This window comes from Rhodanobacter sp. FW106-PBR-R2A-1-15 (assembly GCF_058789735.1).
Genome location: NZ_JBYTEM010000001.1, coordinates 162,302 through 176,534 on the forward strand (window position 1 = coordinate 162,302; position 14,233 = coordinate 176,534).

Below are 14,233 nucleotides of genomic sequence, written 5' to 3' on the forward strand. Positions count from 1 at the left end.
GGTGAGGTGCGGATTTCACGCCCTCCCCTGCATAGCAGGGGAGGGCTGGGGTGGGGTGCTCTTGATCTTGATCGAAGATCAAAAGCTACCCCCTCCCGACCTCCCCCTGCCGAGCAGGGGGAGGAGCTTGGGTTACTTCGCTTTCTTTGCCTTGGCAATGATGCCCTCGACCACCTGCTGGGTCAGCGGGTGGTAGCCGCTCTTGGCCCTGGCGTAGACCTGCTCGGCGAAAGCCAGGCCTTCCGGCGTCTTCACGAAGGCCTTGTACAGCGGCGTGGAGAGGTAGATGCGGCCGATCCGTGTCATGTGCTCGGCGGCGGCGTCCCACACCGCCTTGTCGCCGGCGGCAATGGCGTGGCTATACCAGCGCATGCCGATCTCCGCGTTCGGCGTGCCGGTGAGGTGCCAGGCGGCGTCGAGTTCCTGCATCTTCGCCAGCGGCGGCGCGTCGGGCAGGCGGTCGAGGAAGTACATCCATTCCTGCGTGTTCCAGCCTTTCGCGTCGAGCTTGTCGGCGGCCAGCGAGCCGGCCAGGAAATCGCTGCGTTCGCGGTCGATCGCGTTGAAGCGTGGGGAATCCGGCAGCGGCGCATCCTTCGGGATGCCTTCGTCGTAGACCCAGACCTTCACCTCGTCCCAGCCCATCCTGCCGGGGTACTTCTCGATCAGGTTCGGCTTCAGGTAGTCGAGCATCTGCTCGGTGGTGATGCTCTGGAACGCGAAGTGGTGGAAGTAGCCCTTCAGGTAGGCGTCGAAGTGCTCGCGGCCGAAGCGCTGCTCCAGCGTGCGCAGGAACCACGAGCCCTTGTCGTAGGCCACGTCGGAGAGCGCATCGTCGGCGCCGATGCCGCGCGGGTCGGGCGCCAGCTTCTGCGCGTTGGCGGCCATCGCGCCGATGCCCTTCTGCAGCGCGCGGGCGGACAACAGCGCCTCCTCGTCGGCCAGCGCCTTGCCGTACACCGCCTCGGTGATGCGGCCCTGCACGTAGGTGGTGAAACCCTCGTTGAGCCAGATGTCGCGCCACGCGGTGCTGGTCACCAGGTTGCCCGACCACGAGTGGGCCAGCTCATGCGAGACCAGCGAGACCAGGCTCTTGTCGCCGACCAGCACGGTCGGCGTGGCGAACGTCATGTTCGGGTTTTCCATGCCGCCGAACGGGAACGACGGCGGCAGCACCAGGATGTCGTAGCGGCCCCACGCATACGGGCCGTACAGCTGCTCGGTGGCGGCAATCAGTTTCTCGGTGTCCTCGAACTCGTGCGCGGCGTTGTCGACCACCGACGGTTCGGCATAGACGGCCGAACGCGGCCCGGTTTCCTTCACCGCGAGGTCGCCGGCGGCGATCGCCAGCAGGTAGGACGGGATCGGGTGCGGCTGCTCGAAGCGGAAATCGCCGTCCAGCGGATGCTTCGCGTCGTTGAGCGCACTCATCACCACGCGTACTTCTTTCGGCGCGGTCACGTGTGCCTTGTAGGTGAAGCGGACCGCCGGCGAGTCCTGCAGCGGCACCCACGAGCGGGCATGGATCGACTCGGACTGTGAGAACATGAAAGGCAGCGTCTTGTCGGCGGTCTGCGTCTGCGTCAGCCACTGCAGGCCGGACGCCTCGGGCGAGCTGGTGTAGACGATGCGCACCTGCGCCGGATGCTTCGGCGTGGCGATGGTCAGCTTGCTGCCCAGCACCTTGTCGCGCGGGGCCAGCGCGTAGGTCAGCGGGGTGGTCTTGCCGTCGGCGGCCAGCGCCTCGACCCTGCTGATCTTCAGGTCGCGCGTGTCCAGCACCAGCGACTGCGCCTTGGGGTTCTTCCAGTCCAGTTTCAGCGTGGCCTGGCCGTCGAGCTGCCTGCGTGGGAAGTCGATCGCCAGGTCCAGGTCCAGATGAGTCACCCGCACCTGCTCGGGCTGGGCATAGGAGTTCGGGTCGTTGGCGCGGGCCGCCAACGGCAGCACGAGGGTGCCGAGGGCGAGGACGGAAAGCAGGCGCATGCAGCGGCTCCGGGTGCGGGGGAAAGGTGAGTATGCCATCGCGGCGCCTTGGCTGGCCCGCGACGGAAGCCCCGGGCCCGGTGGCGGAGGGCGCGCTGCACGAACTTTTTTCTTGCCGGCGAAAGGTGCAAGCTTGCCGAGCGAGCGGCGCATGACCGACGGCTGCGCGTCGGTGGCCTGGACCTGGGGAGGAAGCATGCTGATTGGCGCGGATGCACCGGCGACCGGCTACTTCATCGCGGCCTTGATCGCCACCACCGGCATCGCGTTCGCCTCCGGCGTGCAGTTCATGGTCATCGGCCTGTGGCGGCGGGGCGAGGGCATCTATCTTTCCTACGCGGCGCTGTGCCTGTGCATCGCCGTGCTGGCGCTGTGCAACGTGTTGCTGCTCGGCGCCCACGACCTGGCGCAGGCCACCGCCGCCTTGCGCTGGATGATCGCGGCAGCCATCGCCAGTTTTGTCCCGATGGTGGTGTTCATCCGCGCCTACACCGGTGCGGGCACCCGCTGGCGCGCGCTGGTCGGGATGAGCCTGCTGACGGCGGTTTTCCTGTGGGCCAACCAGACGGCGCCGACCACCTTGTTCTTCTCGCAGCTGCAAGCCGCCCAGCCCATCGTGCTGCCCTGGGGCGAGCGGCTGTACCGCGTCACCGGCGCGGGGTCGGCCTGGGGCGTCGCGTTCCATGCGGCCAGCTACGCGGTTTTCCTGTGGGCACTCGGCCGCGCGTGGGCGCAGTATCGCGGGGGCGATGCGCTGCGTGCCGTGCTGCTGGGCGGCTGCCTGCTGGTGCAGTTCATCGCCCTGCTGTGGGGCGATATCGCGGTCGACCTGCTCAGGTACCGGGCTCCGTACCTGGACGCCTTCGCCTTCCTGCCCTTCGTGCTGCTGGTGAGCCTGTCGCTGGCGGCGCAGATGCGCCAGCGCACGGCACAGCTCGAACATACCCGGCGACGGCTGGAGGTCGAGGAACATACCCGCCGTGCCGCCGAGCAGAGCCTGCGCCACCTTGCCTACCACGACAGCCTCACCGGCCTGCCCAACCGCGCCAGCGCGCTGAAGCGTCTGGCCGAGTGGCATGCCGACGCGCTGGCGTACGGCGGTTGCGGTGCCTTGCTGCTGATCGACCTGGACAACTTCAAGACCATCAACGACGGCCTCGGCCATCACGTCGGCGACCGCCTGCTGCAGGCCATGGCCGGGCGCCTGCTCGCCGCGACACCACCCGATGCGATGCTGGCGCGCCTGGGCGGGGACGAGTTCGTGCTGATGCTGGGGCTGCGCGAGCGCACGCCGCCCGAGATGCAGCTACGTGCCGAACGGGTCGCGCAGGACATGATCGCGCTGGTGTCCGAGCCGGTGATGGAGGGCAGGCGCGTGCTCGGGGTGGGGGCCAGCGTGGGCGTGGCGGTGTATCCCGTCGGCGAGGAGGATGTGGCCGACCTGCTGCGCCGCGCCGACATTGCGCTGTACCGGGCCAAGGCGGCCGGGCGCAACACGGTGCGGGTGTTCCTGCCGCCGATGCAGCAGGAGGCCGACCGCCGCCTGAGCCTGGAGCGTGGCCTGCGCGCGGCGCTGGAGCAGGATTGCATGGGCACGCAGTTTGCCCTGCATTTCCAGCCGCAAATCAGCGTCGATGACGAACTGCTGGGCGCCGAGGCGCTGCTGCGCTGGCGGCACCCGCAACTGGGCGAGGTGACGCCGGAGAAGTTCATTCCGCTGGCCGAGGAAACCGGACTGATCCACGCGCTCGGCGCCTGGGTCGTCGATGAGGCCTGCGCCCACCTGCGCGCCTGGGATCGCGACGGCGCCCCCTGCGGCAGGACTCTGGCGGTCAACGTGAGCGCCTGGCAGCTCGCCCATCCGCACTACGCCGCCCGGCTCGTCACGCAGGTGCGCGAAGCCGGCGTCGCGCCGGAGCGGCTGACCCTGGAGTTGACCGAGAGTGCCCTGCTGCAGGATTTCGACGGCGCGCAGGCCACGCTGCGCCAGCTTGCCGGCGCCGGTTTCAAGCTGGCACTGGACGACTTCGGCGTCGGTTACTCCTCGCTGAGCTACCTGCAACGCCTGCCGCTGGACGTCATCAAGATCGACCGTGCCTTTGTCGGCGAGCTGCAGGCCGATGCCGGCACTCCGCTGGCCGGCTTCATCATCGACATGGCGCACCGGCTGGGTATGGTGGCGATGGCCGAGGGCGTGGAGACCGCGTTCCAGCGCCAGGCGCTGGAACAGATGGGCTGCGACGGGCTGCAGGGCTACCTGATCAGCCGCCCGCTCGACGACGCCGGCTTCCGCCGCTGGGCCGCCGCCCACCGGCAGGCGCTGGTGCCTTGACGCGCGCACGGGAAGGCGTGCCGCCGCCGTCGCATCCGGGAGTCGTGGCGGATGAGGCTCAGCCCCATAGCGGTGGCTTGGCCACCATCAGCCAGAAGGTGGCGATCACCGCGAGGAACGCGGGCCAGCCCAGCGCGAACCAGGTACGCATGCAGCGATGGTAGGCCGGCGGCAGCGCCGTGCCGTCGCGCAGCGCGGTATCGGCAAGTTGGTGCGCCCGCCACTGCAGCCACACCACCGGCAACCAGCAGGCGCCGGCCAGCAGGTACAGCGCGATGGCCGCCTGCAGCCAGTGCGTGGCGAAGCCGAAACCCAGCTCGCGCATCAGCAGCACGCCGGTGACCGGCTGCGCGATCACCGCCGGTGTGGTGAACAGGAAGTCCGCACGCACCGTCAGCCTTGCCGCCACCGTGATGGCGGCGAGCTGGCCGCTGCGATGGGTGAACCACATCAAGAAGGCGGTGCCGAGCCCGGTGCCGAACAGCACGGTGGAGGAGAGGATGTGCAGGGTCTTCAGCAGAACATAGGTGTTCATCGGCGCTCGTCCGTGGCCAGCAGGATCGCCAGTGCCGCGATCAGCGGCAGGTTCTTCAGCAGGCCGCCGAATGGCGCCAGCCACTGCGCAGGCCACAGCAGGCCGACACCCAGCGTGTAGCCCAGCAGCATCGCCAGCATCGCGCCCAGCACCGGCCGCGGCCGCCAGCGCAGCAGGCACAGCGCGCCCAGCGAGAGGTCGACGCTGGCGGTCAGGCGCGTCAGCCATAGCGCCGCCTCGCCGCCCAGCGGGCTGCCGGCGGCCAACGCCTGCATCTCGTGCGCGGAGGTCGTCCAGCCCACCACGCCGGAGCCCAGCCACAGCAGGGCCAGCAGCACGCGCAGCAGCGGCAGCCAGCAGTACAGCCGCGCGTGCCAGCGATCCTGCACCTGGCTGGGCGCCTCGTTGAGCGCGCGTTGCAGCGACCGTGGCGACAGGCCCAGCGTGTCGCGCAGGCGCGCCACGGCGTCGGCGGCGCCCAAGTTGCCGCGCTCGAGCATGCGCAGCATGGTCCGGCCGAGCGGGCCGTCGCCCAGCCGCTCACCCAGCGCGGCGGCGAAGCGCGCCAGCGGCAGCGGCAGCGGCAGGATGCGCACGCGGCCGAAACCCAGCCAGCGCCGCCACGCCAGCAGGTAGTCGCGCAGGGGCATCACCTCGGGCCCGACCAGCTCGATGATGCGGCGCGCGACATCGGGGTGCGCCAGCGCGGCGATCACGGCGACGCCGACGTCCTCCGCGGCGATGGGTTGCAAGCGCTGGGTGCCGCCCGCCGGCAACGGCAGCGCGCCGGGCAGGGCCGCCAGCGCGCGCAGCAGCGAGCTGCCGCCGTAGGAGCCGCGCGCGCTGTAGACCAGCGAGGGGCGCAGCACCAGCCAATCCAGTTTCAGCGCGGCGAGTGCCGCGTCACCGCGGTGCTTGGAGGCGACGAAGTCGCCGTCGGCAGGGTCACCCAGCGCGGAGATCTGGATCGCCCGGTGCACGCCGCGCCGCACGCAGGCCTGGAACAGTGCCAGCGGTGCCTGCTCGTGCACGGCGGCGTAGGTGTCGGCACCGCGCTCGCGCAGGATGCCCGCGCAGTTCACCACCGCATCGATGCCGTCCAGCCGCGGCAGCCAGTCCTCGCAGCGCAGGTCACGCGTCATGTCGCAGGCGATCGCGCGCAGTCCGGGAAAGCGCGTGTCGACGCGCGCACCGCGCACCGCGCAGACGACTTCATGGCCGCCCGCAGTGAGCGCCGCGACGATGTGTGCGCCGATGAAACCGTAGGCGCCGGTGACCAGTACGCGCATGCTTCCCTCCCTGGCTGCGGATGGCTTCAGCAATAGCGGTCCGCCAGGCGGTCGGTGGCCTGCACCAGCTGGTCGACGATCGCCGGGTCGGTGGCGCTGTGGCCGGCCAGCACGACGTGCAGCTGCGCTTCGGGCCAGGCCTGGCTGAGGTCGTAGGCGCTCTTCATCGGGCAGATGATGTCGTAGCGGCCGTGCACGATGGCGGCGGGGAGGTGGCGGATGCGCCCGATGTTGCGCAGCAGCTGGTCGGGTTCGAGGAAGATATTGTGGCGGAAGTAGTGCGCTTCCATCACGGCCAGGCTGACCGCCTTGTGCGGGTCCTCGAAGTCGCCGCCGGCGTCGGGGTCGTGCAGCAACGTGGTGCTGCCGCCCTCCCACGCGCTCCATGCCCGCGCCGCGGCGAGCCGGGTGGCTTCGTCGTCGCTAGTGAGGCGGCTCCAGTAGGCGTCCAGCATCGAGCCGCGCTCGGCCTCGGGGATGAAATCGAGGAAGCGCGCCCAGCGCTCGGGGAAGATCTGCGCGGCGCCACCGTCGAGCTCGTTGAACCAGCGCAGCTCCTGCGGCCGGCCCAGGAAGATGCCGCGCAACACCAGCCCCAGCACGCGCTCGGCGTGCGCCTGTGCGTAGGCCAGCGCGAGCGTCGAGCCCCACGAGCCGCCGAACACCACCCAGCGCTCGATCTCCAGCTGCTCGCGGGTCGCCTCGATGTCGGCGACCAGGTGCCAGGTAGTGTTGTCGGTGAGTTCGGCGAACGGCGCGGATTGCCCGGCGCCGCGCTGGTCGAACAGCACGATGCGGTAGTACGCCGGGTTGAAGAAGCGCCGGTGGTAGGCCGATAACCCCGCGCCCGGGCCGCCGTGCAGGAACACCACCGGCAGGCCGGCGGGGTTGCCGCATTCCTCCACGTACAGGCGGTGGATCGCATCGACGGCGATGTGCTGGCTGCGATACGGCTCGATCTCGGGGTACATCTCGCGCATGGCGGGGCCTCTTGTGGATTTTCCTCCCCCTTGCGTGCCCCAAAGGGACTTCCTTCGGTCGCAGGGGAGGCTGGAGGGGTGGAGCTTTTGACTCAAGAGCAAGAGCACCCCTCCCCAACCCTCCCCTGCTTTGCAGGGGAGGGAGCTTGTTGTGTCAGGCGAATTGCAGGGCGGCGGTGAGGTCGCCCGGCGGCGGGCCGCCGGCGGCGATCATCGCTTCCTCGCGTAGCGTGAGGCCGGGCAGTTTCCTGAGGCCGAAGCGGCGGGTGATGAAGCGCAGGATCGAGCCGGTGTCGTAGACGGCGTGGTCGACGGACCCCTGCTTCGCGAACGGCGACACCACCAGCGTAGGGATGCGCGAGCCCGGCCCCCAGCGGTCGCCCTTCGGCGGCGGCACGTGGTCCCACCAACCGCCATTCTCGTCGACGGTGATCAGCACCAGCATGTTCGGCCACAGCGGGCTGGCCTGCAGCGCCTCGACCACCTGCGCCAGGTGGCGGTCGCCGGCGTCCACGCTGGCGTAGCCGGCATGCATGTTGAGATCGCCCTGCGGCTTGTAGAACGCCACCGGCGGCAGCGTGCCGGCGGCGGCTGCGGCGATGAAGTGGTTGCTGGCCGCTTCGCTGCCGCTGCCGGCGTCGCGCAGATGCTGCGCACGCGCCGCCGTGCCCGGCGCGAACTGGCGGAAGTAATTGAACGGCTGGTGGTGCGGCTGGAAGTTGGGCACTTCCGGAAACGCCTGGTGGTCGCCGTCGCCATGGCCGTCCAGCGCCCGTTGCCAGCCGCCGGCGTACCAGGCCCAGTCGACCCCGGCCGCGGATAGCGCGTCGCCGATGGTGAGGTGGCTTTGCGCGGGCAGGGTGTTCGGGCTGTCCGCGTCGGCGAAACGCGGGTCGCGCTTGTCGTGGCCGAACGCCGGCGCGTAGGCCGGCCCCAGGGTGTTGACTGCCCAGAAGTCGGGGGTGAGCGCGTCGCCCGTAGCGAATTTCGCGCGACCCTGCATCGCGCTGGCCGGCGAGTCCTCGGCCAGCTTCGGACGGATGCCGGTGGGGCCGTCTTCCAGCGTGGCGATCTGGAACTTCGCCGGGCTGCGGTCGGCGTGCAGGTAGTAAGGCGGCTGTGCCGCGGCGAGGTACTGGTGGTTGAGGAACGAGCCGCCGAAGGTGCCCATGAAGAAGTTGTCGCACAGGGTGTACTGGCGGGCCAGCCGCCATAGCCGCAGGTGGGCCGCGCTATCGGCGTAGTGGCCCATGGTCATCGCGCCGGTGTTGCCCCAGGCGACGAAGCCGTCGTTGCGGCCGCCGTTGATCTGCAGCTGGTTCTCGTAGAAGCGGTGCACCAGGTCGCGGGTGATTACGCTCTGCGGCAGCGGCGCACCGTCCGGCGTGGCCAGGGCGAACGGGCGGTTCGGCAGGCTGCCGAGCGCGTGTTCGCCGATCTGGTAATGGCGGCCATCGACAGTCTGCGCGCGCGGCACCATGCCGCCCCAGATCGGCGGCAGCGTATCGAGCAGGCGGCCGTCGCGGTCGCGCTGGCGGTAGGCCGGCGAGTCGAGTGCCTGCAGCGGCCGGGCCAGGCCGGGGAAGCCCGCGAACAGGTTGTTGAAGCTGCGGTTCTCGGCGTACAGCACCACCACGTGGCGGATGTGCCGGCGCAGCTGCACATCGAGTGCCGCCTCGGCGGCGGTCGGCGCCGGCGTGCGCCCGCCGAACGGCGTGCAGCCGCCGACGGCGAATGCCGCGCCGGCCAGCGCGATGCCGCCGAGCAGGCGGCGGCGTTCGGGGTCGACGGGCGCCTCGTCGGGCGAAAGTGGGCGCCTGTCGTCGGTCGGCTTGGTCGGGTCGGTCATGGGGTCGGTCGCTGGCGGGGTGCGGGTCAGTCGTCGGACATGGCCCGTGCCGCATTCCACATCGCGCGGGTCAGCGGGCGGTGTTCGTGCGGCGTCTGCAGCACGATCAGGGTGGTGGTGCTGGTGCTGGCGCCGGTCTTCAGCAGGCGGTCGAGCACGGCTTCGAGGTGGCCGATCGACATGGCCACCACGTGCAGCAGGGCCGAATCCTCGCCGGCCAGGCGGCGGCATTCGAGCACTTCGGGAATGTCCTCCACCAGCGCGCCGATGCGCGCGTAGGCGGCGCCGTCGCAGCGCAGGCGGATCATCGCGCTGATGCCGTAGCCGAGCCGCTTGGGATCGACGCTGGCGCGGTAGCCGCTGATCACCCTGGCCTCCTCCAGCCGCTTCACCCGCTCGGCCACCGCCGGCGCGGAGAGGCGCACCTTGCGGCCCAGTTCGGCGTAGCCCAGACGCGCGTCCTGCTGCAGCGCCTCCAGCAGTTGCCAGTCCTTGCCGTCCAGTTCCGGCTTCGCTTCGATGACTTTCGATTCCAAGGCGGGACCCCGAAAAAATGATGCCGATCGCTGGCGAAATAGCGGGAAAGCGATTCGGCGCATTATTCCCCGACCCGAGCGCCAAGACTAGGATGCGCACTTCCCCCACCCAGGAATCCGTCCCCATGGATACCGTTGAACGTCTCGATGGCCGCGCCCTGGCCGCCATCGCGATTGCCCTGTTGACCTGGTCGTCGGCGTACGCCGCGATCGCCTATGCCTTGCCCGCGTTCACCCCGGGCGAGGTGGCGTTCGCGCGCTTGCTGATCGGCTCGCTGTGCTTTGCTGCGCTGCTGTGGGTGAAGCGCGTGCCGTTGCCGGCGCGGCGCGACTGGCCGCTGCTGGCCCTGCTTGGCGTGCTCGGCCTCACCGTCTACCACCTGTGCCTGAACTACGCCGAGACACGGATCGCCAGCGGCACCGCCTCGATCCTGATCTCGCTGGTGCCGGCCGCGACCGCGGCGGTGTCGGCGCTGTGGCTGCGCGAACGGCTGACGCTGCGCACCTGGATCGGCCTGGCGGTGGCGCTGCTCGGCACGGTGCTGGTGGTGCTGGCCAGCGGGCAGCGCGTGGAGATGGATCCGCATGCCTTGTTGGTGCTGGTTTGCGTGGCTGTCTCGGCGATCTTCTTCGTCGGCCAGAAAGCGCTGTTCGCACGCAACAGCATGCTGGGCGTCACCGCGTTCGCGTTCTTCGCCGGCACGCTCGCCGCGCTGCCGTTCGGCTGGCACCTGCCGCAGGCGCTGCGGGTTGCATCGTGGGCGCACATCGGCGCACTGCTGTGGCTGGGCATCGCGCCGACCTTCGTCGGCTACCTGGCGTGGAACATGGCAGTGAACCGCGCCTCGGCGTCGCGGGTCAGCAGCTTCATCTACCTGTCGCCGCCGATCGCACTGCTGATCGGCTGGCTGTGGCTGCACGAGGTGCCGAACGCGCTGATCCTGGTCGGTGGCGCGGTGACCATCGGCGGCGTGGTGCTGGCCAATGCGCGCCGTCGCCCGGCGCCGCCGGTGGCTGCAACGGCACCGGCGTGCGCGCGGACCTGCGAACAGGCCTGAGAGGTTGTGATTTTTTCAACCTCTCAGGTCGGCCAGGGCGGGGGCATGGCGAGGGCATGGATGCCCGAGTTGAGGCAACGCAGGGAGCGGTTGCCCGATGCCCGAACATGAAACAGTCACGCCAGTGACTGTTTCATGTGAGCGAGTCTGGGCGTGTACCGGACTCGCGATCGAAGAAAACCACAGGATGTGGTTTTCTTCACAAGCACTGAGCGCGGCCGATCAGTTCAGCCGGGTCAGGCGCAGCACCTGCGGGTCGTCCGCGTGTTCCAGCAGCAGGCGCTGCACGCGGCCCTGCCAGGCTTGCGCGAAGGCAGCGCGCTGCTCCGCGCCGGCACCGGGCTGCAGTGCGCCAACCATCAGCTCGCGCAGGTTCGGGGCCGCCGGCACGGTGGACAGGTCCAGCTCCACCGCCACGGTGGCGCCGTTGTCGCGGCGCCTGAACTGCACCGCGGCGGCGCCCGGGGTGGTCGCGTAGCCCAGCAGCGACTGCCGCACGAAACGGCCGCCAATGCCGTGGAAGCCGTTGCCCGCGGCGGCGCCGGTGACCAGAGTCAGCACCTGCGCGATGACGCCGGTGACGCCGTCGCCCTCGGCGGCTGGCATATGCACCGCAACGCCGCCGCGCTCGGCCGTTTCGTCCGGATACAGCGCGCGCAGCGCGGTGCGCGCCATCAGCCAGGCACCGGCCACGGTGGGGCAGGAATGGCCGGCCAGTCGCACGGCATCGACGTAGGCATATTCCAGCAGGCCGTCATCGGCGGCGCCGAGGAAGGCCGCCAGCGGGTCGCGCATGCGGATGCGCGGCGCCTGCTCGTAGAACGCGGGGTAGTTCATGTGCCGCTCACTCGGTCGGCAGGCCGGTGATGCCGAAGTCGATCACCACGGCGTCGGCGTCGCGCTGGCGATAGGTCACGGTGAGGTTGTCGCCCAGGCGCTCGCGCAGCTGGGCGATCAGCGGGATCGGGTCGTGGTCGTTGACGAAGCGCATCGTCTCGCCCGAGCGCAGGGCGCCGATCGCGCCGAAGATCGCCGAGTGGCGGAAGCGCCGCGCCACGCCACGGGCGTCGAAGAGGTGGACGTTCTGTTCGGCAACGGCGTCGATGGACATGGGTGGGTGCTCGCAGTAAGGGAGCACCCAACATACGCCGCGCCCTGCCGGCGGCCACTGATCTGGATCAGACGCCCAGGGCTCGTGGAGAAAACCACTTCCCGTGGTTTGCTTCAGTCGCGAGTCCGGTACGCGCCCGGGCTCGCTCACATGAAACAGTCACTTGTGTGACTGTTTCATGTTCGGCCATCGGGCAACCGCTCCTGCGTCGCCTCAACTCGGGCATCCATGCCCTCGCCATGCCCTCGCCCTGGCCGACCTGAGAGGTTGAAAAAATCACAACCTCTCAGAACTTGTACGCGCGATGGATCGCCACGATGCCGTTGGTGAGGTTGCGCACCTCGACGCGGCCGAAGCCGGCGCGCTCCATCATGCCTTTCAGGGTTTCCTGATCGGGATGCTTGCGGATCGACTCGGCCAGGTACCGGTAGCTGTCGGCATCGCCGGCGAACAGCTGGCCCAGCTTCGGCAGCACCTTGAACGAGTGGAAGTCGTACAGTTTGCCGAACAGCTCGCTCTGCACGCGCGAGAACTCCAGCACCAGCGCGCGGCCACCGGGCTTCAGCACGCGGCAGATATCGGCCAGCGCCCGGTCCTTGTCGGTGACGTTGCGCAGGCCGAAGGCCATGGTCACCGCATCGAAGGAGTTGTCGGGGAACGGCAGCCGTTCGGCGTTGAGCTGGGCCCAGCGCAGGCCGGCGACCAGGCCGCGGTCGGTAAGGCGGTCGCGGCCCACGCCGAGCATCGCCGCGTTGATATCGCCGACGACCACCTCGCCCTCGTCGCCCACCACAGGCTTGAGCAGCGCGGCGATGTCGCCGGTGCCGCCGGCCAGGTCCAGTACGCGGTCGCCGCGGCGCACGCCGCTGACCGCGACGAAATGGCGTTTCCACAGCCGGTGAATGCCGAACGACATCAGGTCGTTCATCAGGTCGTAGCTCTTCGCGACCGAGGTGAACACCTGGCCGACCAGCTTCTGCTTGTCGCCGACCGGCACGTCGCGGAAGCCGAAGTGGGTGGTGGATTCGGGCGGGGTATTGGGCTGATTGTTCATCGGGGCGATGTTACTGGAGACGGGATTCGGAATTCGGGATTCGGGAGAGCCGGGCATGCAGCAAGGGCGCCCCCAACCCTCTTTCAGGGGGCGCAAACGCAACCAGCGCAGTTATCTCATTGGACCGTCGGCCTGCCGTCCTGCTTGTAGACCACGCCGTCCTTCATCACGAAGCTGACGTGCTGCATGACGCTGATGTCGTCCAGCGGATTGCCCGGCACGGCGATCACGTCGGCGCCGCGGCCCACCGCGATGCGGCCGAGCTGGTCGGACTTGTGCAGCAGTTCGGCGGCGTGGGTGGTGGCGGCTTGCAGCACGAACATCGGCGGCATGCCGGCCTGCACCATGTAGACGAATTCCCTGGCGTTGTCGCCGTGCGGATAGACGCCGGCGTCGGTGCCGAAGGCGATCTTCACGCCGGCCTTGTACGCCTTGCCGGCGGTGGCCAGGATCAGCGGGCCGACTTCCTCCGCCTTGCGCGCGACCTGCGGCGGATACCAGCCCTGCTTCGCCTTCTCCATCACGTACTGGCCGGCGATGATGGTGGGCACGTACCAGGTGCCGTGTTCCTTCATCAACTTCATGTCCGGCGCGTCCATGAAGGTGCCGTGCTCGACCGAGTCGACCCCGCCGAGCACGGCGCGGCGGATTGCCTCGGCGCCATGCGCGTGGGCAGCCACGGTGAAGCCGTCGTCGTGCGCGGCGGCAACCACGGCCTTGATCTCCTCCAGCGTCATCTGCGGGTTGCCGGAGCTGGAGCTTTCGTCCAGCACGCCGCCGGAGGGCATGATCTTGATCAGGTCGGCGCCGTCCTTGTAGTGCTGGCGCACGGCTTTCCACGCGTCGGCGGGCGAGTCGAAGATGCCGTCCTTTGGGCCGGGATCGCCCTGCAGGTCCCAGCGGGAGCCGTTGCTCGGATCGGCATGGCCGCCGGTGGTGCCGACGGGCTTGCCGGCGCTGAAGACGTGCGGGCCGGGTACCAGGCCGGCGTTGATCGCATTGCGCAATGCGAATGACGCATTGTCGTCGTCGCCGAGGTTGCGCACCGTGGTGAAGCCGGCCAGCAGGGTGCGCTTCGCGTAGACGGTGCCGCGGATCGCATGGTCGGCCGGATTGAGGCGGAACTTGTCGCTGTAGGAGTCCCTGCTGAACTGCATGGTCAGGTGCGTATGCGAGTCGATCAGTCCCGGCATGCAAGTGGCGTCCGGCAGCCGGACGACGCTCAAGCTGCTGGCCGCCTTGCGGTACGGTTCGATGTCGATGGCGCCGGGGTGGATCTCCTTGATCCGGCCATCCTCGACGACCAGGGTGGTCTGGCCCAGCATCCTGCCGGCGGCGGGATCGAGCAGGCGCGCGCATTCGATCAGGTTGATCCGCTGGCTGCCGGCATCGTCGCGGGCCGGCGCATCGGCGCCGGCCGCGAGCGGAAGGCACGAGACGGCGACGGCGAGCAGCAGGCGAGGCATGGACATCGGTGGATCCCCTGGTGGCAGTGCGGCCATC

At 69.5% G+C, this 14,233-nt stretch carries 12 protein-coding genes; 2 read left to right on the forward strand and 10 right to left on the reverse strand.

Annotated features, from left to right (window positions below):
- Window positions 1-132 precede the first annotated feature (132 nt).
- The gene (locus tag AC3WTD_RS00640; RefSeq protein WP_492612708.1) at window positions 133-1,986 is read right to left on the reverse strand and encodes a M1 family metallopeptidase; all 1,854 of its coding nucleotides are present in this window, start codon (window positions 1,984-1,986) and stop codon (window positions 133-135) included.
- Window positions 1,987-2,137: 151 nt separating this feature from the next.
- On the opposite strand from AC3WTD_RS00640, the gene AC3WTD_RS00645 reads away from it, so the two are divergent.
- Window positions 2,138-4,318 carry a putative bifunctional diguanylate cyclase/phosphodiesterase gene (locus tag AC3WTD_RS00645; protein WP_492612709.1) on the forward strand — a complete coding sequence of 727 codons (2,181 nt, stop codon included), beginning with the start codon at window positions 2,138-2,140 and terminating at the stop codon, window positions 4,316-4,318.
- Window positions 4,319-4,376: 58 nt separating this feature from the next.
- On the opposite strand, the gene AC3WTD_RS00650 is transcribed toward AC3WTD_RS00645, so the two are convergent.
- The 5 genes from AC3WTD_RS00650 to AC3WTD_RS00670 all read right to left on the reverse strand — a co-directional run bounded on the left by AC3WTD_RS00650 (window position 4,377) and on the right by AC3WTD_RS00670 (window position 9,492).
- Window positions 4,377-4,853 (reverse strand): DUF2269 family protein, encoded by a 477-nt coding sequence (locus AC3WTD_RS00650; RefSeq protein ID WP_492612710.1) that lies wholly within the window; start codon window positions 4,851-4,853, stop codon window positions 4,377-4,379.
- Complete coding sequence (locus tag AC3WTD_RS00655) at window positions 4,850-6,142, reverse strand: NAD(P)H-binding protein (RefSeq protein ID WP_492612711.1); 1,293 nt, start codon at window positions 6,140-6,142, stop codon at window positions 4,850-4,852. The genes AC3WTD_RS00650 and AC3WTD_RS00655 overlap by 4 nt, the downstream gene beginning before the upstream one ends.
- 26 nt (window positions 6,143-6,168) lie before the next feature.
- Complete coding sequence (gene pip, locus AC3WTD_RS00660) at window positions 6,169-7,122, reverse strand: prolyl aminopeptidase (protein ID WP_492612712.1); 954 nt, start codon at window positions 7,120-7,122, stop codon at window positions 6,169-6,171.
- A gap of 154 nt (window positions 7,123-7,276) precedes the next feature.
- Entirely contained in the window at window positions 7,277-8,971 is a 1,695-nt protein-coding gene (acpA, locus tag AC3WTD_RS00665; protein WP_492612713.1) for an acid phosphatase, read from the reverse strand.
- 26 nt (window positions 8,972-8,997) lie between these two features.
- Window positions 8,998-9,492 carry an Lrp/AsnC family transcriptional regulator gene (locus AC3WTD_RS00670; protein ID WP_492612765.1) on the reverse strand — a complete coding sequence of 165 codons (495 nt, stop codon included), beginning with the start codon at window positions 9,490-9,492 and terminating at the stop codon, window positions 8,998-9,000.
- 140 nt (window positions 9,493-9,632) lie between these two features.
- Between AC3WTD_RS00670 and AC3WTD_RS00675 the strand changes: the two genes are divergently transcribed.
- Window positions 9,633-10,565 (forward strand): DMT family transporter, encoded by a 933-nt coding sequence (locus tag AC3WTD_RS00675; protein WP_492612714.1) that lies wholly within the window; start codon window positions 9,633-9,635, stop codon window positions 10,563-10,565.
- Between the two features lie 222 nt (window positions 10,566-10,787).
- On the opposite strand, the gene AC3WTD_RS00680 is transcribed toward AC3WTD_RS00675, so the two are convergent.
- From AC3WTD_RS00680 to AC3WTD_RS00695, 4 genes are all read right to left on the reverse strand, one after another.
- The gene (locus tag AC3WTD_RS00680) at window positions 10,788-11,402 is read right to left on the reverse strand and encodes an FmdE family protein (RefSeq protein WP_027494054.1); all 615 of its coding nucleotides are present in this window, start codon (window positions 11,400-11,402) and stop codon (window positions 10,788-10,790) included.
- A 7-nt stretch (window positions 11,403-11,409) separates the two neighbouring features.
- The gene (locus AC3WTD_RS00685; RefSeq protein ID WP_008438470.1) at window positions 11,410-11,676 is read right to left on the reverse strand and encodes a DUF2249 domain-containing protein; all 267 of its coding nucleotides are present in this window, start codon (window positions 11,674-11,676) and stop codon (window positions 11,410-11,412) included.
- 286 nt (window positions 11,677-11,962) lie between these two features.
- Window positions 11,963-12,730, reverse strand: a complete 768-nt coding sequence (gene ubiE, locus AC3WTD_RS00690) for a bifunctional demethylmenaquinone methyltransferase/2-methoxy-6-polyprenyl-1,4-benzoquinol methylase UbiE (RefSeq protein WP_027494055.1) — start codon at window positions 12,728-12,730, stop codon at window positions 11,963-11,965.
- Window positions 12,731-12,846: 116 nt separating this feature from the next.
- Window positions 12,847-14,202 carry a metal-dependent hydrolase family protein gene (locus tag AC3WTD_RS00695; protein WP_492612715.1) on the reverse strand — a complete coding sequence of 452 codons (1,356 nt, stop codon included), beginning with the start codon at window positions 14,200-14,202 and terminating at the stop codon, window positions 12,847-12,849.
- Window positions 14,203-14,233 lie beyond the last annotated feature (31 nt).

Coding starts and splice junctions, on each gene's coding strand:
- pip (WP_492612712.1), bottom strand. CDS start 7,122: ATGCGCGAGATGTACCCCGAGATCGAGCCGTATCGCAGCCAGCACATC.
- AC3WTD_RS00695 (WP_492612715.1), bottom strand. CDS start 14,202: ATGTCCATGCCTCGCCTGCTGCTCGCCGTCGCCGTCTCGTGCCTTCCG.
- AC3WTD_RS00650 (WP_492612710.1), bottom strand. CDS start 4,853: ATGAACACCTATGTTCTGCTGAAGACCCTGCACATCCTCTCCTCCACC.
- AC3WTD_RS00645 (WP_492612709.1), top strand. CDS start 2,138: ATGACCGACGGCTGCGCGTCGGTGGCCTGGACCTGGGGAGGAAGCATG.
- AC3WTD_RS00655 (WP_492612711.1), bottom strand. CDS start 6,142: ATGCGCGTACTGGTCACCGGCGCCTACGGTTTCATCGGCGCACACATC.
- AC3WTD_RS00685 (WP_008438470.1), bottom strand. CDS start 11,676: ATGTCCATCGACGCCGTTGCCGAACAGAACGTCCACCTCTTCGACGCC.
- AC3WTD_RS00680 (WP_027494054.1), bottom strand. CDS start 11,402: ATGAACTACCCCGCGTTCTACGAGCAGGCGCCGCGCATCCGCATGCGC.
- AC3WTD_RS00640 (WP_492612708.1), bottom strand. CDS start 1,986: ATGCGCCTGCTTTCCGTCCTCGCCCTCGGCACCCTCGTGCTGCCGTTG.
- acpA (WP_492612713.1), bottom strand. CDS start 8,971: ATGACCGACCCGACCAAGCCGACCGACGACAGGCGCCCACTTTCGCCC.
- AC3WTD_RS00675 (WP_492612714.1), top strand. CDS start 9,633: ATGGATACCGTTGAACGTCTCGATGGCCGCGCCCTGGCCGCCATCGCG.
- ubiE (WP_027494055.1), bottom strand. CDS start 12,730: ATGAACAATCAGCCCAATACCCCGCCCGAATCCACCACCCACTTCGGC.